General features: G+C 42.3%; 15 protein-coding genes and 1 tRNA gene. 14 read left to right on the forward strand and 2 right to left on the reverse strand.

Translation table 11 applies throughout. The features are described from left to right. The first annotated feature begins 31 nt into the window (after window positions 1-31). The 6 genes from murC (at window position 32) to lpxC (ending at window position 6,617) form a co-directional block, all read left to right on the forward strand. The gene (gene murC, locus ACW689_RS14900; protein WP_476292784.1) at window positions 32-1,441 is read left to right on the forward strand and encodes a UDP-N-acetylmuramate--L-alanine ligase; all 1,410 of its coding nucleotides are present in this window, start codon (window positions 32-34) and stop codon (window positions 1,439-1,441) included. Next, a complete protein-coding gene (locus ACW689_RS14905) occupies window positions 1,438-2,346 on the forward strand; it encodes a D-alanine--D-alanine ligase (protein WP_476292742.1) in 909 nt (302 codons plus the stop codon). Before murC ends, ACW689_RS14905 begins: the two co-directional genes overlap by 4 nt. 1 nt (window position 2,347) lies before the next feature. Continuing rightward, window positions 2,348-3,127: a cell division protein FtsQ/DivIB gene (locus ACW689_RS14910; RefSeq protein WP_476292743.1), complete on the forward strand. Its 780-nt coding sequence runs from the start codon at window positions 2,348-2,350 to the stop codon at window positions 3,125-3,127. After that, entirely contained in the window at window positions 3,124-4,356 is a 1,233-nt protein-coding gene (ftsA, locus tag ACW689_RS14915) for a cell division protein FtsA (RefSeq protein WP_476292744.1), read from the forward strand. Before ACW689_RS14910 ends, ftsA begins: the two co-directional genes overlap by 4 nt. Window positions 4,357-4,376: 20 nt before the next feature. Then, window positions 4,377-5,621, forward strand: a complete 1,245-nt coding sequence (gene ftsZ / locus ACW689_RS14920; RefSeq protein WP_476292745.1) for a cell division protein FtsZ — start codon at window positions 4,377-4,379, stop codon at window positions 5,619-5,621. Window positions 5,622-5,705: 84 nt separating this feature from the next. Further along, window positions 5,706-6,617 (forward strand): UDP-3-O-acyl-N-acetylglucosamine deacetylase, encoded by a 912-nt coding sequence (lpxC, locus tag ACW689_RS14925; protein ID WP_476292746.1) that lies wholly within the window; start codon window positions 5,706-5,708, stop codon window positions 6,615-6,617. 29 nt (window positions 6,618-6,646) lie between these two features. Here the strand turns inward: lpxC and ACW689_RS14930 are convergent, their stop codons facing one another. Continuing rightward, on the reverse strand, window positions 6,647-7,147 hold the full coding sequence (locus ACW689_RS14930; protein WP_476292747.1) for a DUF721 domain-containing protein: 501 nt from the start codon (window positions 7,145-7,147) through the stop codon (window positions 6,647-6,649). 394 nt (window positions 7,148-7,541) lie between these two features. Between ACW689_RS14930 and secA the strand changes: the two genes are divergently transcribed. From secA to nagP, 5 genes are all read left to right on the forward strand, one after another. Next, a complete protein-coding gene (secA, locus tag ACW689_RS14935) occupies window positions 7,542-10,250 on the forward strand; it encodes a preprotein translocase subunit SecA (RefSeq protein WP_476292748.1) in 2,709 nt (902 codons plus the stop codon). Window positions 10,251-10,311: 61 nt separating this feature from the next. Further along, window positions 10,312-10,707, forward strand: coding sequence for an 8-oxo-dGTP diphosphatase MutT (gene mutT / locus ACW689_RS14940; RefSeq protein ID WP_476292749.1), 396 nt, complete (start codon window positions 10,312-10,314; stop codon window positions 10,705-10,707). Window positions 10,708-10,819: 112 nt separating this feature from the next. Continuing rightward, entirely contained in the window at window positions 10,820-12,883 is a 2,064-nt protein-coding gene (locus ACW689_RS14945; protein WP_476292750.1) for a M13 family metallopeptidase, read from the forward strand. A 206-nt stretch (window positions 12,884-13,089) separates the two neighbouring features. Further along, the gene (locus tag ACW689_RS14950; protein WP_476292751.1) at window positions 13,090-15,669 is read left to right on the forward strand and encodes a family 20 glycosylhydrolase; all 2,580 of its coding nucleotides are present in this window, start codon (window positions 13,090-13,092) and stop codon (window positions 15,667-15,669) included. A 231-nt stretch (window positions 15,670-15,900) separates the two neighbouring features. Then, window positions 15,901-17,202: an N-acetylglucosamine MFS transporter NagP gene (nagP, locus tag ACW689_RS14955; RefSeq protein ID WP_476292752.1), complete on the forward strand. Its 1,302-nt coding sequence runs from the start codon at window positions 15,901-15,903 to the stop codon at window positions 17,200-17,202. A gap of 395 nt (window positions 17,203-17,597) precedes the next feature. Here the strand turns inward: nagP and ACW689_RS14960 are convergent. Continuing rightward, a tRNA-His gene (locus ACW689_RS14960) sits at window positions 17,598-17,673 on the reverse strand. Window positions 17,674-17,854: 181 nt separating this feature from the next. On the opposite strand from ACW689_RS14960, the gene ACW689_RS14965 reads away from it, so the two are divergent. The 3 genes from ACW689_RS14965 (at window position 17,855) to ACW689_RS14975 (ending at window position 22,259) form a co-directional block, all read left to right on the forward strand. Beyond that, window positions 17,855-18,670 (forward strand): mechanosensitive ion channel family protein, encoded by an 816-nt coding sequence (locus ACW689_RS14965; RefSeq protein WP_476292753.1) that lies wholly within the window; start codon window positions 17,855-17,857, stop codon window positions 18,668-18,670. 21 nt (window positions 18,671-18,691) lie between these two features. Continuing rightward, window positions 18,692-19,483 carry a DUF481 domain-containing protein gene (locus tag ACW689_RS14970; RefSeq protein ID WP_476292754.1) on the forward strand — a complete coding sequence of 264 codons (792 nt, stop codon included), beginning with the start codon at window positions 18,692-18,694 and terminating at the stop codon, window positions 19,481-19,483. A 106-nt stretch (window positions 19,484-19,589) separates the two neighbouring features. After that, window positions 19,590-22,259, forward strand: coding sequence for a polysaccharide biosynthesis/export family protein (locus tag ACW689_RS14975; RefSeq protein ID WP_476292755.1), 2,670 nt, complete (start codon window positions 19,590-19,592; stop codon window positions 22,257-22,259). Window positions 22,260-22,285: the final 26 nt, after the last annotated feature.

Genomic DNA, 22,285 nt, shown 5'->3' on the forward strand with positions numbered 1-22,285 from the left:
GCGTGTGAAAGAAACCAATAATCGTCGAGCCATGAGAAGAATTAACACAATTCACTTTATCGGAATTGGTGGCGCTGGTATGGGCGGCATTGCTGAAGTATTAGCATTTGAAGGTTATCGTATAACAGGATCTGATATTGCACAAAATGCGATGACAGAGCGTTTACTAAAAGCAGGCGCGGAAGTATTTATTGGTCATCATGAAAATAATATAAAAGATGCCAATGTGGTTGTAGTTTCAAGCGCTATTGATGAACAAAACCCTGAAATAAAGGCGGCTAAAGCGGCACGTATTCCCATCGTTCGTCGTGCCGAGATGTTAGCTGAATTGATGCGTTTTAGGCATGGAATTGCAATTGCTGGTACCCATGGGAAAACCACAACAACGAGTTTGATTGCGAGTATTTTTGCGCAAGCGAATTTAGACCCTACCTTTGTGATTGGCGGCCTTTTGAATAGTGCGGGTACAAACGCCAAGTTGGGCACAGGTGATGTATTGATTGCGGAAGCTGATGAGAGTGATGCATCGTTTTTGCATTTGCAGCCGATGGTTTCGGTGGTCACTAATATTGAAGCGGACCATATGGATACGTACGATGGTGATTTCGAAAAAATGAAAGACACTTACGTCGATTTTATTCATAACTTACCGTTTTACGGCCTTGCAGTGGTGTGTATTGATTCGCCTGTCGCTGCGGAGTTGATCCCTCGATTTGCTCGTCCAACAATCACTTACGGTGAGTCAGAGCAGGCGGATTATCGACTGCAAGATTTCAAACAGACTGTAAATAGCAGTGAGTTTACTGTGCTGCATAAATCTGGTGAAGCGATAAAAGTCAAACTCAACATGCCTGGCAAGCACAATGCTTTAAATGCAACCGCCGCAATCGCGGTCGCAAAGGATCACCATATTGATAATGCATCAATTTTAGCTGCATTAGAACAATTTGAAGGGATTGGCCGACGTTTTCAACATTATGGAGAGTTTGAAAATGAGCGCGGCAGTGTGATGTTGGTGGATGATTATGGTCATCATCCGTCAGAAGTGTCAGTCACCATTCAGGCGGCCCGTTCAGGCTGGCAAGATAAGCGCCTAGTCATGATATATCAGCCACATCGATATACGCGAACACGCGATTTGTATGAAGATTTTATTAAAGTGCTAGCAGAAGTTGATCAACTTATTTTATTAGATGTTTATAGTGCAGGTGAAACGCCAATTGTGGGGGCTGATAGTAAGAGCTTGTGTCGCAGCTTGAGAAAAAGAGGTATCGAACCCATTCATGTTGCGAACAATGATGAGCTATCAGCTGTGTTAGCTGAAACACTCCAAGACAATGATTTAGTGATTACCCAGGGCGCTGGCAACATTGGGCAAATTGTTAAACAACTGGCTGCAACGAAAATGTCGATAGCAGCTTTGCAACAAGGTGGCGTATGAGCACGTTTGGAAAAGTAGCAGTTTTACTTGGTGGCAGCTCTGCAGAGCGTGAAGTTTCACTGAAATCAGGGGCCGCCGTACTAAAAGGGTTATTGAAAGCAGGGGTTGATGCCATTGCTTTTGATCCCGCAGAGCGGAATTTGTGGGAGTTGAAAAGCTTAAATGTAGAGCGTGTATTTATTGCTTTACATGGTCGTGGTGGTGAAGATGGCACTATTCAAGGCGCGCTAGAGTATATGGGGCTGCCATATACCGGCAGTGGGGTGCTAGGTAGCGCCCTAGCGATGGACAAAGTACGTTGTAAGCATCTATTCCAAAGTGCCAAACTCAGTACGGCTGCTTATGCGGTCGTGAACGCGCATGCGGGTTTTAATGCCCATGCCATTATCAATGAACTTGGAAATGTGATGGTAAAACCTTCTCATGAAGGTTCAAGCATCGGGATGGCAAAAGCAACTAATGCTCAAGAACTTACAGAAGCGTTAAATGACGCGTTTAAGTTTGACGACCAAGTACTTGTTGAGCAGTGGATCACGGGAAGGGAGTTTACCGTTGCTATGTTGGGTGACGATGCGCTGCCTGTTATAGAAATGAAAACCCCACGTGGTTTTTATGATTATGAGGCTAAGTACCAAGTCAACAGTACACAGTATTTTTGTCCTGCCGATATTTCAGCGGTTTACACTGAGCAGCTACAAGTAATGGCTAAACATGCATTTGAGTTAGTTGGGGCTAAAGGTTGGGGTCGTGTAGATGCAATGCAAGATGAAAATGGTCAGTTTTATTTACTTGAAGTGAATACTGTCCCAGGCATGACAGAAAAATCCTTGGTGCCAATGGCCGCGAAAGCAAAAGGCATAAGTTTTGAACAATTAGTTGTTCGCATTTTGGAGCAAACCCTTTAAGATGCGTGCATTTTTTGAAAAGGCTCAACAATTAAACCAGCGTCTTAATTGGTCGCTGATTTTAGGTGTGAGTTTTTTCATTTGTGTTGTGCTGTCGTTAGTTAAAGGCGCATTTTGGGTGAGTGATTGGCTGGTTGAGCATAAAGATGCGCAAATTAAGCAGTTAACTGTGCTAGGCAAGCCTTACTACACCAAAGAAAAAGATATTATTGCGGCCATTAAAAAAGTTGACTTGAGCAGCTATTTTGAACTGGATGTGCAGTCGGTTCACGAAAAAGTATATGACTTGCCGTGGGTTGCACATGTTTCGGTACGCAAGCAATGGCCGGATCAGTTACAGGTTTATGTTGTAGAACATCAGCCTGTTGCGATCTGGAACAGTGATTTATTGCTAAACCAGCAAGGTCAAGTATTTCAGGCTCAAAGTGACCTGCTTCCCGAAGGGTTGCCACAGTTATATGGCCCAGAAGGCAGTGAGCGAGAAGCTTGGCAAACATTTTTGCAATTTAAAGACATGCTCGGCGTCAATCACTTTAAGTTAGTGAGTTTGGCATTGTCGGAGCGCTTTGCTTGGCAGCTATGGCTAGATAATGGTATTCGCCTTAATTTAGGTCGAGCCAAAATAGGCAAACGAGTACAGAGGTTTATTGATGTTTATCCAAAAATGGTGCGTCCTGATGGTGCCATCATTGATGTGATAGACCTGCGCTATGATACTGGCCTTGCGGTAAGCTGGAAGCAGCCGCAAGAACAAGAACAAAAAAGTAAGAGTGAAGCATGACTAAGTCAGCAGAAAGAAATTTAGTGATTGGATTAGATGTCGGCACCTCCAAAGTTGTGGCGACTGTCGGTGAGATCACCGCAGATAATCAGCTGAGTATTGTAGGTGTGGGTAATCAAGTTTCTCATGGTATGGATAAAGGTGGAGTAAATGACCTGAACCTTGTTTCAGAGTCGATCCGCCGTGCTGTAGATGAAGCGGAGCTTATGGCCGATTGCCGTATTAGTTCCGTGTACTTGGGGATTTCAGGTAAACATATTCAGTGCCAAAATGAAAGTGGTGTTGTCGCGATTAATAATGCTGAAGTCAGTGATGATGATATCGCCAATGTGATCCATATTGCTCGGTCGGTACCCATATCAGCAGAGCGCAAAATGTTGCACTCACTGCCTCAAGAATACAGCATCGACATGCAAGAAGGGATCAAGAACCCATTAGGCATGAGTGGTGTTCGCATGGAAGCTAAAGCACACATTATTACGTGCTCAAACGATATGGCAAAAAATATCGAAAAGTGTGTAGAGCGTTGTGGTCTGCAAGTCGATCAGCTGACATTCAGTGCGCTAGCATCTTGTTATTCGGTTTTGACTGAAGATGAAAAAGAGTTGGGGGTAGCGGTACTCGATATTGGTGGTGGCACCATGGATATTGCTATTTATCTTAATGGGGCGTTACGTCATTCGGCGGTCATACCTGTTGCAGGAAATCAAGTAACAGGCGATATTGCAAAAATTTTCAGAACGCCTATCTCTCATGCTGAATCGCTCAAGGTACAATATGCGTGTGCGAGCAGCCAAATGGCGAGTAATGAAGAGACAATTGAGGTGCCAAGTGTGGGTGGGCGTCCGGCACGGTTGATGTCGCGTCATACACTGTCTGAGGTTGTAGAGCCACGATTTAGAGAATTATTAGAGTTGGCACTTGAAGAGATTCGCCGCTCAGGTTTTGAAGACCAAATAGCTGCAGGGCTTGTGATCACAGGCGGCAGTGCGAAAATGACAGGGGCGCTAGAAGTTGCCGAAGATATTTGTCAAATGCCTGTGCGCATTGGTAAACCCATTGGTGTGACAGGTTTAACTGATTATGTTGACGATCCTGCATATGCAACTGCGGTAGGTTTGTTACAATATGGCCGAACTTTGCAATCGATGAATGCACAGAAGTCGAAAGTAGAGTCGGAAGGAAGTTGGTGGAGCCGAGTAACAAAGTGGTTCCAAGGTGAGTTTTAAGCTCAAGTCGGAGAGTGAAGATGTTTGATATTATGGAACAACACAGCGAAGAAGCTGTAATTAAAGTCATCGGTGTTGGTGGCGGTGGTGGTAATGCCGTTGAACACATGGTGAAACAAGAAATCGAAGGTGTTCGCTTTATTGCAGCAAACACTGATGCACAGGCTTTACGCAAGTCCTCTGCCGATGTCACGGTGCAACTCGGTACACAGATAACCTCTGGTTTAGGCGCTGGCGCTAACCCTGAGGTGGGTCGTAAATCGGCTGAAGAAGACATTGAGACTATAAAGACAGCACTTGATGGTGCTGATATGGTGTTTATTGCCGCAGGTATGGGCGGTGGAACCGGTACTGGTGCTGCTCCAGTGGTCGCTCGTGTTGCGAAAGAGTTAGGTATTTTGACCGTTGCGGTGGTAACACGCCCATTCGACCTTGAAGGTAAGAAGCGTATGGCTGCAGCGGATCAAGGGATCAGCGAATTGTCAGAAATTGTAGACTCATTGATCACGATTCCTAACAATAAATTACTTAAAGTTTTAGGCAAGGGGACTACACTGCTAGACGCGTTTGCTAAAGCGAATGATGTACTTTACGGGGCAGTGCAAGGTATTGCTGAATTGATCACGCGTTCAGGTTTGATCAACGTTGACTTTGCAGACGTAAGAACGGTTATGTCTGCGATGGGCACGGCAATGATGGGAACTGCATCAGCGTCTGGTCCTGACCGTGCTCAAGAAGCCGCGGAAGCCGCAATTTCCAGTCCGTTGTTAGAAGATGTCGATTTAACTGGTGCTAAAGGTATCCTAGTTAACATAACGGCTGGCATGGACATTACTATCGAAGAATTCGAAATCGTAGGTAACCATGTGAAGGCGTTAGCATCAGAAAATGCAACTGTTGTGGTTGGTGCGGTAATTGACCCAGAAATGAGTGACGAGCTACGTGTAACAGTGGTTGCAACTGGCTTGGGTGGAGAGCGTCGCCCGCAATTTGGTATTGTGGACAATGGCTTTAAGAAGGTGGTTGGTTCAGACACTGGCGCTACTGCAAGCACAGGCTCTACTCAGTCTCCAGGTATGTTTGTACCAAGCTTTACGCAGCCACAATCAGACTCTGGTGTAGAAGAGCCGAGCAGTGCACAAACCTCTTCAGCAAGTGAGCATAATAGCGCCGCTGAGAGCGCTAAAACAATGGGTAAAGATGCAGATAAAGAAAAAGACAATTATTTCGATATCCCAGCATTTTTGCGTAAGCAGTCAGATTAACACTGACTATAAAATAAACAATTGGCAGGTGGTCGTATCTGTGATACAATCCGCCGTCTATGTGTAATAAAAGTGGGCGAAGCTATGATTAGACAACGTACAATTGCCGAAGTTGTAAAAGCGACCGGTGTTGGGCTTCATAAAGGTGAAAAGGTCACAATCACTCTCCGACCAGCGAGTGAAAACACAGGTGTTGTGTTTCGTCGTGTAGATCTTGAACCTGTAGTTGATTTTGAAACTACACCAGAAGCTGTGGGTGATACCCAGTTGTGTACGTGTTTAACCAATAAAGACGGTATCCGTCTATCGACTACTGAGCACTTAATTGCGGCGGTTGCTGCGATGGGTATTGATAACTTAATTGTTGAGTTAGACAGTGCTGAGGTGCCAATTATGGATGGGAGTGCATTACCATTCATTTATTTATTACAAAAAGGCGGAATTAAAGAGCAAAACGTCGCAAAACGCTTTATTCGTATCAAAGAAAAAGTACGTGTTGAAGATGGTGACAAATGGGCGGAAATCGAGCCTTATGATGGTTTTCACATCGACTTTGAAATTGCTTTTGACCACCCTGCAATTAATGATAGCCGCCAACGTATTGGTTTAGACATTACAGCTCAGAGTTTTACTGAAGAGATCAGTCGTGCGCGCACCTTTGGTTTTATGAAAGACATCGAGTATATGCATGCCAATAACCTTGCTCTTGGCGGTAGCATGGACAATGCAGTTGTTTTAGATGACTACAAAGTACTGAATCCTAACGGTTTGCGTTATGATGACGAGTTTGTAAAACACAAAATTCTTGATTGTGTTGGCGACATGTTTATGGCTGGCCACAATATTTTGGGCAAGATCACATGCTACAAGTCAGGTCATGGCTTAAACAACAAGTTACTTCGCCAGATTATGGCGACAGAATCTGCATGGGAATGGGCTACATTTGATGAGCCTGTTGCGATGCCTGCTCCGGGTATGGCAATCGCTACAGCTTGAGAGAAAGAGAATAAAAAGAAATGACGCGATTATGCGTCATTTTTTTTGTCTTTGTTTTGTGCATGGGTAGCCAATTTAAGTAATTTTGCTTGCAAACTTGGGGGGGCATTTTTAGCGAGTTCTTGCAATTGGAGTGCTGTTTGAGTGCTCATCTGGCGTTTGTCGCTGGACGAGCTTTCTTTATTATTTATTACACTGGGTTTTGCTAGTCGTTGTTGTGCATCTGGGTTTGTGGTTATTTTAACCTGCGCGCAGTCAACCATTCCAGCTTGTCTAAACTGAGATAATATCTCCATTTTTAAATAATTTAAGCGTGTTGCTAGTGTGGCTGAGGCAGCTTCAATCACAAGAGTGCCATCTCTATAGTTGGCAACACGTGACTTTTTACTCAAAACAGGCCCGATGGCATTTTCTAAACACTGCTGTAGTTTGGCCATTTTTTGTGACTTTTCACCGTAAGCATTGAGTTTATCCGACCACTTCCCCATTAACTCATTGATCTGTTTTGGGTCATAACGGTTTTTTGCCATACATTCAAACCTATATTTGATTATTACCCAGATTATAGCGCTGTGATTAATACAACAGAAGTTTTATCACCTCCCTTGAATTTGTTCTGACAATACCCATATCTAATTCTAGCTTAGTACCTGCTAAAGGAAAGTGCATATCTGCAATTGAGTTAGAACTAGCAAAAATGTTTACGCTATGAAACTTAATTGACAGTAAAAACTGGTTGATTTCACTTCAATGGTTTGCACGCTCGCTGAGTCTGGTATGATAGGGCATTATTTTAAATTTAGGCATTTAGCAAGCGTTAGTTTGCGATTGTTGCCAATAGGAAGCAGTGCGACCTCAACAGCCAATGATAACAAATATGGATATGGTGAAGGTCAGCCATCACTAGAGTGAAACGGTTTTAACATGATAGCTAATTTATTTACCAAGATTTTTGGTAGTCGCAACGACCGCACTATTAAAAACTTAAGAAAGACGGTCGCCTTAATTAATGCCCTTGAAGAGCAATTTAGTGCACTTTCTGATGACGATTTAAAAGGCAAAACAGCTGAATTTAGACAGCGTTTTGAGCAAGGTACTAGTTTAGACGATATTTTACCAGAAGCCTTCGCAACGGTGCGTGAGGCTTCTAAGCGTGTATTCAACATGCGTCACTTCGATGTGCAAATGATCGGTGGTATGGTGCTACACGAAGGTCGTATCTCAGAAATGCGTACGGGTGAAGGTAAAACGTTAACAGCGACGCTACCTGCATACCTTAATGGTCTGACAGGTAAAGGCGTTCATGTTATTACGGTGAATGATTACCTGGCTAAACGTGATGCTGAAACTAACCGTCCATTATTTGAATTCTTAGGCTTAACTGTTGGTTGTAACGTGCCAGGCATGATGCCACAGCAGAAAAAAGAAGCGTATGCGGCTGACATTACGTACGGAACCAACAACGAATTTGGTTTTGACTACTTGCGTGACAACATGGCATTTAGTATTGAAGAGCGTGTGCAACGTCCTCTTTATTACGCCGTTGTAGACGAAGTTGACTCTATCTTAATCGATGAAGCGCGAACGCCTTTGATCATTTCGGGTCCAGCTGAAGATAGCTCTGAATTGTATACTAAAGTTAATACGCTTGTACCTTCGCTTATTCAGCAAGAAAAAGAAGATGAAGAAGGGGTGGAAGGTGACGGTGATTTCACGGTAGATGAAAAGTCAAAGCAGGTTCACTTAACAGAGCGCGGCCAACTAAAAGTTGAAGAGCTTCTTATTGAACAAGGCCTAATCGAGGAAGGGGACTCACTTTACTCTGCCGGTAACATCACACTATTGAGTCATGTTTATGCAGCACTTCGTGCACATAAATTGTATCAAAAAGATGTAGATTACGTGGTTAAAGACAATGAAGTTATCATTGTTGATGAGCACACAGGCCGTACTATGGAAGGTCGTCGTTGGTCAGAAGGTTTACACCAGGCAGTAGAAGCAAAAGAAGGTGTACGCATTCAAAATGAAAACCAAACATTAGCATCAATCACATTCCAGAATTATTTCCGCTTATACGATAAATTAGCGGGTATGACGGGGACGGCTGACACTGAAGCGTTTGAGTTCCAGTCAATTTATGGCTTGGATACCGTTGTTATCCCGACTAACAAGCCAATGATCCGTGATGACCGCGCAGACTTGGTTTACCTTACTCAAGATGAAAAATTCGAGGCTATCCTTGAGGACATTCGTGATTGCCAGAAGCGCGGTCAGCCAGTACTCGTGGGTACCATCTCAATTGAAAGTTCAGAGTACTTATCACAATTTTTACGTAAAGAAAAAATTGAGCATAACGTACTGAATGCGAAGTTCCACGCGCAAGAAGCGGATATTGTTGCGGATGCAGGTCTGCCTGGCAAAGTCACCATTGCAACTAATATGGCTGGTCGTGGTACGGATATCGTTTTAGGTGGTAACTGGCAATCAGAGGTTGCCAAGTTAGATAACCCGACTGAAGAACAAATCGCTGATATCAAAGCAAACTGGCAGAAAGTGCATGATGAAGTGCTTGCGGCAGGTGGTCTTCATATCATTGGTACTGAACGTCATGAATCACGCCGTATTGATAACCAGTTACGTGGTCGTTCAGGTCGTCAAGGTGATGCGGGTTCAAGCCGTTTCTACTTATCGATGGATGATGCTCTAATGCGTATCTTCGCTGGTGAGCGTATGACAAATATGATGCGTAAGCTAGGCATGCAACGAGGAGAGGCGATTGAGCACCCGTGGGTTAACCGCGCAATTGAAAATGCCCAGCGTAAAGTTGAGGCGCGTAACTTTGATATCCGTAAGCAATTACTTGAATACGATGACGTAGCAAATGACCAGCGTCGTGTGGTGTATGAGCAGCGTAATGAATTGCTAGAAGAAGGTGATATCTCAGAAACCATCACCGCTATTCGTAGTGATGTTCTCAATGGCATGATTGATCAGTACATTCCGCCACAAAGCTTGGCTGAAATGTGGGATATTCCGGGTCTTGAAGAGCGTATTAAAGCGGACTTTTTACTAGAGCTTCCGATTGCTCAGTGGCTAGAAGAAGATAATAAACTGTATGAAGAGAAGCTGCGCGATCGCATCAACGAGGAAGTTGATTCAGCTTACAAGCAAAAAGAGCTGATGGTTGGTCCTGATGTGCTTCGTCAATTCGAAAAAGCGGTGATGCTACAAAGCTTGGATCAGCATTGGAAAGATCATTTGGCTGCGATGGACCACCTTCGCCAGGGCATCCATTTACGTGGCTATGCACAAAAGAACCCTAAACAAGAATATAAGCGTGAGTCTTTCGAGCTATTCTCTGAAATGCTTGAGAATTTAAAAGCGGATGTAGTTGGCGTGCTCAGTAAAGTACAAGTGCGTGCGGAAGAAGATGTTGAAAAAGTGGAGCAGCAACACCGTCGAAGTGAGCAAGCGCCTCGTGAATATCAGCATGCTGAAGCAGAGCATGTCGGTGGTGAAGTGCCTGAAGGTGTAGCGGTTGCTGCGCGTGCTGAGCAAAAGGTGGGCCGTAACGAACCATGTCCTTGTCAGTCAGGTAAAAAGTTCAAACAGTGTTGTGGTAAATTAAAATAATTACAGCACGGTAAAGTTATTAAAAAAGCGACCGATGGTCGCTTTTTTTTCGGGGGTAAAGATGGATAAAAAAGTAGTCAGGGTGGCTGTTGGCGTTATAAAAAAAGGTCGTGACATTTTTGTTAGTAAGCGCAATGCCCAACAGCACCAAGGAGGGCTTTGGGAGTTCCCTGGTGGGAAAGTTGAAGCGAATGAAAGTGTACTTGACGCTTTGAAAAGAGAATTGCAAGAAGAAGTCAACATAACGGTCAATACCGCACAGGAGATAATGCGCATTGAGCACGATTATGGTGACAAACAGGTGTGCTTGGAAATTTATCTCGTTGACGACTTTAGCGGCGAAGCTGAAGGACTTGAAGGGCAACCTTGTCAGTGGGTGAATATTGCAAAGCTCCATGAACTCGCATTTCCTGAAGCAAATAAAGAAATCGTCAGCTTTTTACAATCCACATTTTAATGTGTCAGACATCATTTGTTACTATTATTCGTCATTTATTAAACTAGGAAATTTGTTTTTAAGGGACAAGCCAGTTTAAGATGCTTAGGGTAAATATTATGGGAAAATACCAATGAATAAAATTACTTTAGCTGCTGCCGGTGTTGCGATGACACTGGGTTTAATTGGGTGTAGCGAGCCAAGCAATACGCAATCGGTAGAATCACAAGCTACTGCACCGGTGGTTTTAGCGTCGGGTATCGACTTGAACAATATCGACCGCACAGTGAAAGCGCAAGATGATTTTTATTACCATGTAAACGGTAAATGGCTAGAAAAAACAAAAATTCCTGCTGATAAATCAAATTACGGTTCGTTCACGCAGTTGTACGAGCAATCACAAAAGGCACTTAAAGAAGTTTTAGAGTCTGCTAAAAATAATAACGCAGCAAAAGCGGGCAGTGATGAATATAAGCTTGGTGCTTTTTACGCCAGCTATATGGATGAAACAGCGCGTGAGGAGCTAGGTTTAGCACCATTAAAGCCGCACCTTGATGAACTGAATGCATTGGAGAGTAAGGCTGACTTACCTGCTGCAATGGCAAGTATGCTGACCAAAGGTGGGGCAAGCCCGCTTGCTTGGTATGTTAACAACGATGCAAAAAACTCAAGCGTTAATGCGCTTTATCTATATCAAACTGGTTTAGGTTTACCTGATAGAGATTATTACTTAAACGACTCAGAAAAATTTATAAAAATACGTGAGCAGTATGCTGATTATATTGAGCAAGTGTTCACACGCTTAGGCAACAAAGATGCGAAACAAGCTGCTGCAAATATTGTTGCTTTAGAAACGGCGATTGCAGATGCACAATGGACGCGTGTAGATAGTCGTGATGCAACAAAAACGTATAATAAGATGAGTTTAGAGCAAGCAAATAAATTGATGCCTGACTTTGACTTGGCCGCTTATTTCACTGCTCTTGGTATTGACTTGGAAGAGCTTATCGTTAGGCAGCCTTCTTTCTATGAAGGATTGTCTAATGTAGTCGCTCAAACTAGCTTAGAAGCTTGGCAGCAATATTTAACGCTGCATTTTGTGACCAACCATGCAGGCTTGCTAAATAAGGACATGGTCACTCTTAAGTTTAATTTCTTTGGTAAGACGCTGAAGGGGCTTGAAGAGCAAGCGCCTACATGGAAGAAAGCGGTAGATTCAAGTAATGATGTATTGGGTGAGCTTCTGGGCAAAATTTATGTGAAGCAGTACTTCCCACCTGAAGCCAAAGAAAAAATGACTCACTTAGTCGATAATTTGATTAAAGGCTTTGAGCAAGCAATTGATGGCTTAGAGTGGATGAGCGCAGAAACTAAGGTTGCTGCAAAAGAAAAGCTCAGTAAGTTTACGCCGAAGATTGGTTATCCGGACAAGTGGAAAGATTATTCTGATTTAGAAATCAAGCGTGACGATTTACTTGGCAACTATGTGCGTTACAATCAATGGGCATATCAAGATATGATCGATAAGATTGGTAAGCCAGTTGATCGTTCAGAGTGGTTTATGACACCGCAAACAGTGAACGCTTACTATAATCCGGTTAATAACGAAATTGTATTCCCTGCTGCGATTCTACAACCTCCTTTCTTTGACCTAGCAGCAGATGATGCTGTAAATTACGGTGCGATTGGTGCCGTGATTGGCCACGAGCTAGGACACGGCTTTGATGACCAAGGTGCTAAGTACGACGGTGATGGTAACTTGCGCAACTGGTGGAGTGAGTCGGATTTGGCACAATTTGAAGCTCGTGGTAAGAAGTTGGTTGAGCAGTTCGACCAGTTTAAACCATTTGAGGATGCCAATGTAAACGGACAGTTTACCCTTGGCGAAAACATAGGTGATTTAGGCGGTTTAACCGTAGCATATAAAGCATATCAATTATCTCTAGGTGAACATAAAGCGCCTGTGATTGATGGCTATACGGGTGAACAACGCTTCTTTATGGGGTGGGCGCAAATTTGGCGTAGAAAGTACCGTGATGAGGAGTTACGAAACCGCCTTGTAACTGACCCTCATGCACCAAGCCACTATCGTGTAATTGGTGTACTACCAAACATGCCTGAGTTCTATAAGGCATTTGACGTCAAAGAAGGTGATAAAATGTATCTATCACCTGAGCAACGTGTAAAAATTTGGTAAGTTATCAAAAAGTCATAAAAGCCCGCCATTGAGCGGGCTTTTTGTTATGTTCAGCTCAAAAATATCGAATATGAAAAAATAGTGATAGCGCTGTCATTTTTGTTTTTATATGATGAAAAGGAACAAATTAGCTATTAATTACACAATTCGCACCAATAAAAACAGCTATTAAGCGAATGCAAAGCCGCTTTACTAAGGAGCCTCGGATGAATTTTAAGCAAACCTTATTAGCCACAGCCCTGCTCGCTGCGCCACTGATCGCCAATGCATCTTTTTCTAAACCGCAGTTGCAGCAGTTTACTAAGGGCACAAAACTGATCTTTGCAGTCGAAGATAACTTTCACCAAGGTGCTGGTCGCTTTATTGCTTCAATGACACTAAAAAATGACTCAGGTGTTGCACTGCCAAAAGGAGAAAGTGATTGGCAAATATATATACACTCGGTACGTAAAATTCATACATCCTCTGTGCTAGGCTTGAAAATTGAACATGTGAATGGTGACTTACATCGTTTTAGTCCAACCAATGAATTTTCAGGGCTTGAAAATGGTGCAAGTTTAAAACTAGAGTTTGAAGCGGCTGCTTGGATCTCTGCATATAGTGATTTTATGCCCCGTGCGTTTATGACATTAGGTAATCAAGATCCCGCTATATTCGCCAATACGAACACAGAGGACTTTAGTCAATTTATCGCCCCAATTGAAAGAGAGAACCAGCTAAAGCGTTATAACGAGCCAAAAGACTACACAAAAATCGCAACTGCAGCACTTCGCTATGAGCGTAATTCAGAGCTCGGTGATGTTAATAAAGAAGAAGCACTAAAGCGCATTATTCCAAAGCCGCTAAAGGTGGATTTTAATCGTGGCAGTGCAACTATCAATAATGATTGGCAAATTCGTTATGCTGGCCGACTTAAATCAGAAGTAGAGGTGTTTCAACAAGATTTAGCTGCATTCGGGATTAAGGTAGACGCGCAACCAGATCATATCGGTTTAGGCAAAAAAGCAACCATTCAACTGAAAGTAGATAACTCACTTTTGGATGCCAAGGCACAAAGTTATCGACTTGTAATTGGTGACGATAAAATCGAAATAACTGGCACTGATAACGCTGGTGTGTTTTATGGCTTGCAAAGCCTATTAGCTTTATTCCCGGCGGATACAAAAAGCACAGTCACCGTTCAAAATGTAGAAATAGAAGATAGTCCTCGTTTTGCTTGGCGTGGTATGCATTATGACAATGCTCGAAACTTTCATGGCAAAGATGCGATGTTTAAACTCGTAGAGCAAATGGCCCGCTATAAAATGAATGTGTTGCACTGGCACTTTTCAGATGATGAAGGGTGGCGATTAGATATTCCAGAGCTACCGGAATTGGCACAAATAGGCGGAACCCGCTGTTTTGATTTAACAGAGCAGTCTTGTTTGTTAACGCAACTAGGTACTGGACCATTTAAATCGGGATCAGGTAATGGTTTTTTAACACGAGATGAGTTTATTGAGTTATTAAAGTTTGCCACTGCGCGACATATCAAGATAATTCCAGAAATTGAAAGCCCCGGTCACGCTCGCGCTTCTATCAAATCAATGGAAGCTAGATACAACAAATTGGTCGCTGAGAATAAAAAAGAAGAAGCAGAAGCTTTTTTACTCAGTGAACCGGGTGATACTTCGCAGTACATGACGGTGCAAAACTACACCGACAACTCTATTAATGTTTGTTTAGATTCAAGTTATGCCTTTATTGAAAAAGTAACCTACGAATTACAAAGCATGTATCGTGAAGCGGGTACACGCTTAACTAATCTTCACTTTGGTGGTGATGAGGTCGGAAATGGTTCCTGGAGTGGCTCTAAAGCATGCCAAGCATTGTTTGCGGATGCGAGTAATGGCGTAGCTGGAGTTGCTGATCTAAAGCCATATTTTACTAAACGCGTTACGGATATTCTGCATAAACGCGGCATTACGCCAGGAGCTTGGGAAGATGGCTTGATGTATGACAAAGTAAACCCTTTCAACCGCCAAGCTTTTGCAAACAAAACCTTTACTGCGAATGTATGGGATAATATTTGGGAGTGGGGAGTGGCGGATAGAGCGTATCGCTTAGCGAATGAAGGTTATCAAGTCGTGTTATCCCATGGCACACATTTGTATTTTGATCACCCATATGAAGCACACCCGCAAGAACGCGGTTATTACTGGGCGACGCGCTATATTGATACCAAAAAAGCGTTTAGCTATATGCCTGATGACGTGTATGGCAATGCGGATTTTACGCGTAACCGAGAGCCTATCGATAATTTAGAAGCTTTGGTTGGGCGTGAACTCCCTAAGTTGGAAAAACCTGAAAATATTTTAGGTGTGCAAGGGCAGGTATGGAGCGAAACTATTCGCACCGAAGAGCAGGTGCTAGCGATGATTTTCCCCCGCATTATATCAGTGGCAGAGCGTGCTTGGCATAAAGCGGCTTGGGAAAAATCAGGCATAAATGGCAAAGCTTATACAAAAGATTGGCACAACTTTGCGGCTGCAGTGTCACTTAAAGAGCTCGGAAAGTTACAAAAATCGGGCGTCCATGCAAATTTACCTGTACCCGGTGCTAAAGTGACAGATGGTAAGTTATATGCCAATAGCGCTTTTCCATACTTAGCTATTGAGTACAGCACGGATGGTGGAAGCAGCTGGCAATCTTATCGTTCACCAGTTGACGTATCCGGCAATGAGAAAATACAACTTAGATCACGTTTAGGTGAAGGAAATACGAGTCGTATCACAGAGTTAAACTAGACATAGTTTTACTAACTCACAGAATGTAGCTAGAACCTTAATAAGGTGGTTTCCGTTTTAGTTACATTTGTGTTTAAAATCTAACTAGTAAAATGTAATATTTTAACGTAAAGTTAAATGTCAGCGCTGTCATTTATTGTTTTTTGAGACGTATGCGGTCATCGTTTAATAAACCTTATTAATGTACAGCCACTAAAACAACGATATTAACTAGCAACAAGAAGAAACTTTATGGAAGCAATCGTGGATATTGAAAGTAAAGACAGGCAGAGTATCTGGTTGCCGATGGTACTTGCCGGTTCAATGTTTTTCATTTTGGGCTGTATTACGTGGTTAAATGGCGCAATCACACCATTCTTGCAGCAAATGCTTGAACTAACCCCATTACAAGCCTCTTTTATCATCTCGTCATTTTACATAGCGGTAACTGTTGCAGGTATTCCCTCAGCAATGTTGATTAAACGGGTGGGGTATAAAAACGGTATGGCAATTGGCTGCGTCATCATGGCGGCATCTGCTTTGATGTATATTCCCGCTGCTAAGATGCAAATGATAGAAATTTTCTTATTTGCACAGTTGATGATTGGCGTTGGACAGACGGTGTTACAAACGGCGGTTAATCCTTATGTAGTAAAAATGGGCCCTGAAAAGTCGGCTGCGGTGCGCGTGTGCATTATGGGGTTACTAAATAAATCTGCTGGTGTAATAGTACCGATCGTATTTGCTGCAGTCGTAGTGAGTGGTTTAGTAGAAGGTGGCGCTAAGCTGACCCAAGAGCAAAAAGATATCATGGCAAATAGCTTAATTGCACCATATATGGCGATTGCGGGTCTTATTTTTATGTTTGCATTATTTGCCAAGTTCTCGCCTTTACCAGATCTGGTGTTTCACGAAGAAAGTGAAACTGGCAAAGGTGAGTTAAAAGAAACCTTATCTCATCCTCATCTTGTGCTTGGTGTTATCGGTATTGCATTATATGTTGCTGTTGAGGTGATTGCGGCGGATACAATTGGCTCGTACGCGCTGCAGTTAGGCATCGCGGATTATTCAGTTATGACTTCTTATACGATGGGTTGTATGTTAATTGGCTATGCGATAGGTATTGCACTAATCCCTCGCTTTATGTCACAACAAAGTGCCTTGATGATGTCAGGAATTGCAGGTATTGTAACGGTGTTAGCCGTTGTGTTGGGGAGCAATGATTCGTTTGCTATTGCGGATCTGTTACTCGTCCCATTTGGTGGACCTCAGCTACCTGATCCGCTATTGTGCATTGCATTATTAGGATTTGCCAATGCCATGGTATGGCCTGCGATTTGGCCTCTAGCCCTAGATGGGTTAGGTAGATTGACTGGTACGGCTTCTGGCTTACTGATTATGGGTATTGCAGGTGGTGCTTTAGGGCCACTGCTCATTGGTATCGGTAATGCTGCAGGCTTAGGCGCACAAGGCGCTTATAGTTTAATGATCCCCAGCTACTTATTTATTCTATTTTATGCCCTTAAAGGTCATAAAATGAGAAGCTGGAAGTAAAGAATTTCTATCTATACGTAGAAATAATCCCGTGTGTGATGCCACCGAAAGGTGGCATTTTTTTGCCTGTAAAAAAAAGCAATCGCAATCCGTAATAATACTTAATCATTTTGAGGGGTTGTACCTGATGATAGCGACGTTGAGAATTTTTCACTTAGAGCAACGACCAAATCACGAACTTTTTGCTTTGCCTACATGGACATAGGTACTTTGGCGATAGTAGGACAAGCGATGGGGGGTTCTTGCTTCAAAATAGAGTACTTAGTTTAAGAAGAGCGGTACAACTACACAACTAATCGAGTAGCACTGAAAGTATATTTAAAATGAGGATATTGTCGTGTGAAAAGAGATAATCTGACAAAAAGACGCTAAAAATTTCTAGCGTAAGAAAAGAGTGGGGCGACTGATGGGACTTGAACCCACGACAACCGGAATCACAATCCAGGGCTCTACCAACTGAGCTACAGCCGCCGCAATAACAACACCTCGTTGGTGTGTGGCGCGCATAATACATAAATATCTGGCACTTGCAAAGTAAAATTTCAATTTTTTATCAAAAAAATGCTGAAATAAAAAATCCTACCATACAGTCAATATTCATATAATCTATGTATGATCCGCGACAAATTAAGAATTGAGCCTAGGAGGCCTAATGGATAATGCGTTAAATTGGTTAAATGACAACTCTGACATGTTGATGCACTTTGCAATTCAGGCTGTGCTAGCACTCGTTGTTTTATTAATTGGCCTCAAAGTGGCTAAAGCGTTTGAAAAGCTGACAGTAAAAGCATTCGAAAAGCGAAAAATAGATAAAGCAGTAGGAGGCTTTGTTGCCAACATCGTTTATGCCGCCGTGTTTGCTGCAACGATTCTTATGGCACTATCGCAAGTTGGTATAGAGACAACGTCATTCATTGCTATATTGGGTGCTGCAGGTTTGGCGATAGGTTTGGCGCTTCAGGGGTCTTTATCTAACTTTGCATCCGGTGTGTTGATCATTATCTTGCGCCCATTCAAGGCGGGAGATTACATCGAAGCTGGTGGAAAGGCGGGAAGTGTGCAAAAAATTGAAATCTTCTCAACTGAATTAAAGACGCCAGATAACAAGGTTATCATTATGCCAAACTCGGCCATCATGTCGGGTGCTATTGTTAACTTCTCTAGAGAGAAAACACGCCGTATAGATTTAGTGATTGGTGTGGGTTATGACGCTGACTTAAAACAAGCTAAACAAGTGTTAAAATCAGTGCTGGATAAAGAAGAACGAATTTTAAAAGACCCAGCATATAATGTCGCGGTATTAGAATTAGCCGACTCAAGTGTTAACTTTGTTGTTCGCCCTTGGGTCAAAACATCAGATTATTGGCCAGTTTATTTTGAATTGGTTGAAAATATAAAGATCTCCCTTGATGAGGCAGGTATAACCATTCCATTCCCGCAAATGGATGTTCATCTTCATAAAGATTAATTATTGAAAGGCTGTTGAGTAATGAAATTTAAACTATTGTCGCTATGTGTAATGGCTAGTATTGCAAGCACTGCGCACGCAAGTAATGCGGATGCTAAAACCAAGAAAACCTGGGATGTGAGCAGTGAAGTGGGTGCGATTATCACCAGTGGTAACACCAAAACAACCACATTGAAAGGTGGTCTAAAAGCCAAACACAATCTAGAAAACTGGCACAACGAATATAAGCTGAGCGCAATTTATAAAGAAGATGAAATAGAAAATGATGCGGGGGAGCGTGTTACTGAGCGCACCAACGAAAAGTATTCAATTTCAACACAGGGTAACTACAAGCTTCAAGAAGATCATAGTCACTTATTTATTTATGGCTCATATGTCTCAGATTATTTTGGTGCTTATAGAAATGAAACCGTTTTATCTGTTGGTTACGGTTTAAGACTACTAAATAGTGAAGATATGTATTTGAATGCTGAAGTGGGTCCGGGTATCAAACGTTTTGAACATCAAAATTCAAGTTCTGCTTTGGATGAAAACGGCAACCCGCTAGCTGGCACATCTGAGAATGAAACTATCGGTGTTGCTAAACTAGACTTTAATTGGCAAATTTCTGAGAACGCGAGATTTACGCAATTATTAGCAATGGAATACGGTGAGAGTAATACGAAAACCACATCTGAATCGGCCTTGATGACCAAAATTAACGGCTCTTTGCAGATGAAAGTGGCTTACAACGTTATTCATAACTCAGATGTTGCCGCGGAAAAGGATAACACGGATACGGAAACGTCACTGACTTTAGTCTATAGCTTTTAAGCGTTAACAATTTTAAACATAAATGGGGCCTAGTGTCCCATTTTTTTTAGGGTAGAAATACTGTATCATTCGTCGGTCTAGTCGCGTATTCAATAAGGGTATATTCGTGAAGTTCAGTAAATTAGCTGTCTTTTCTCTTCTTTTGTCAGTCTTTTTTTTCAGCATAGGGAATGTTGTTCAAGCTGCATCTCCTAGTCCTAAGCAAATAGAGCAGTTTAAAAAGTTGCCTAAGGCACAGCAAGAAGCACTGGCTAAGCGATATGGGATATCCTTAAATGAGCTAGAGGGTAAAGAAGGTGATAACGAAACTCAAGACGTATCAAAAGGAACGATTCTACCACGCGACAAAGATGGTGAACTAGAAGAGCTTGAAGAAGATAAGTTTAAACCAAAGCTGGAAGAATTAGAGCCATTTGGTTACGAATTATTTGCGGGAGAGCCTACGACCTTTTCTCCTACTGAGTTAGCAGCTATTCCAGATAGTTATTTACTCGGGGTGGGGGACACGGTCAAAATAAACTTGTATGGCAAGGAAAATGAGGAGCATGAAGTTCAAATAGATCGTGAAGGTCGCCTAGCTATACCTCAGTTATCTCCCGTCCATGTAATTGGCTTGACTTTTAAAGAGCTCAAGCAGCTTGTTTCGCAAAAAATTTCAGAGGAAATGATTGGAGTCCAAGCGTTCATTTCGATGGGTGAATTAAATCCGATCAGAATTATGGTTGTGGGTGAATCATATAAACCAGGTAGCTATACAGTGTCACCATTAGCGACTGTAACCCATGCCTTATTTGTCTCGGGAGGTGTAAGCGATAAAGGCTCTTTAAGAAAAATACAAGTGAAAAGAGCTGGGCAGCTTGTTACAACATTTGATCTATATGATTTACTTCTGTTCGGTGATAGCTCTAATGATATACCGTTGAAGTCCGGTGACGTTGTTTTCATTCCACCGGCAACTAAAAAAATATCTGTAAAAGGAGAGGTAAACCGTTCCGCAATATTTGAACTAAAAGACTCCGATACACTGGATAGTGTACTTGCCATGTCTGGTGGCTTAAAAGCGAGCGCGAATAAATCAAAGTTCGTTGTTTCTCGATACAACGGGACAGGGAAAAGAATCACTCTGAATTTCAATTTGCTGGAACAAACAGATTACTCGCCTAAAAATGGTGATGAAATATCAATACATGCAGCGTCTACAAGGCTGCAAAATACAATTACGGTGATTGGTGCGGTTACTTCTCCAGGACACTATGAGTGGCATGAAGGGAAGACTGTGAAAGACTTATTTGGTTCTCCAAGAGAGGACTTATTATCCATAGCCGACTATGACTATTCAATCATCATACGTGAAGTTAATCTTGAAGGTGATATTGAGATCTTGCAATTTTCTTTCAAAGATATGTACCAAGATGAAGCGTCAAACTTGGAGTTAAAATCTAATGATACAATTGTAGTATTTAGTCGTTATCAGCTAGAAAAAGAAGAGTCTGTTTTGTTTGAAAGCTTAGCTTACAACGAAGAGCAGCTTAAGCTACGTGAAAATATTAAACTTTGGGAACAATACGAGCGAGATGAGTTCTTAAAGTATATAGGTTTAAAAGAAGATAATTTATTTGAACTAGAAGAAGAAATAAAAGTTATTACCAGTATTGATGCGTTGTTCCAAGAGCCAGAAGAAGTAAAAGATGAAGACTATGCGACTTTTAGCCGTTATAAGCTCTTAGCGCCTGTGCTAGCTAAACTTCAAAGGCAAGCAAAGCCGATGGAGCCTGCACAATTGTTTGCAATCAATGGTCAAGTTAAATTCCCAGGTGTTTATCCCTTGACTAAAAATGCAAACTTTAGGAATTCTGTAAAAGCTGCCGGTGGCTTGTTAGAGTCAGCTTACCTTGAAAAAGTTGAGTTAACACGAGTCAATGATACTGATCATACGCAAGTAGAGCATATCCAGTTTAATGGTCTTGAGGAATGGAAAAAACCTGTAAAAAGCATTGAGAGTAAAGATACTCTAAACATTTTCCCCAAACCTAGCTGGCAAGAGCGATTGCAAGTTAAAGTAGTCGGAGAAGTAAATTTTCCAGGCACTTATACTATTAGACGCGGTGAAACGCTCGAAAATCTGCTTGAAAGAGTTGGTGGTTTTAACGAGTTTGCTCACAAAGAAGCTGCTATTTTTACTCGAGAGTCGATTAGACGAAAAGAGACGTCTCAAATACAAAGGCTTACTCGTGACCTTCGCCGTGAAATTATCACCAATAGCTTTAATAAAAGTTCAACCTCTAATACTTCGCTGCCTTACGAAGACATGGATAAAATTCTCAAAGATTTATCCAAAGTTGAAGCTCTGGGCCGTTTAGTCGTAAACATCGATAAAAAAGCAACGCTAGATATGCAGCTTGAAGATGGAGACGCATTATATATTCCAGCACTTCAAGACTCTGTTAGTGTAATTGGTGAAGTTAATTTGACCGCCACGCACTTGTTTGACCCAGCAAAGTCAGTAGACGACTACATCAAAGCTAGCGGTGGACTTAAACAAAAAGCAGATGAAGAGCGTATTTATATTATCAAAGCGAATGGCTCAGTCGAAATCCCGAACTTGAGCTTATCTTGGTTTGCCGTTAATAATAATGATGCTCAGCTAGCGCCAGGGGATACGGTGGTTGTGCCACTAAATGCACAGCACCTTGATGGCCTAACGCTGTGGAGTACAGTAACACAGATTATGTCACAATTGGCTATCACAGCGGCTTCTATTGCAAGAATCGACTAGTAGGTTGAGTGGAGAATCGTAGCCTT

The sequence above is a fragment of the Pseudoalteromonas sp. ABE4_541 genome (assembly GCF_056312285.1).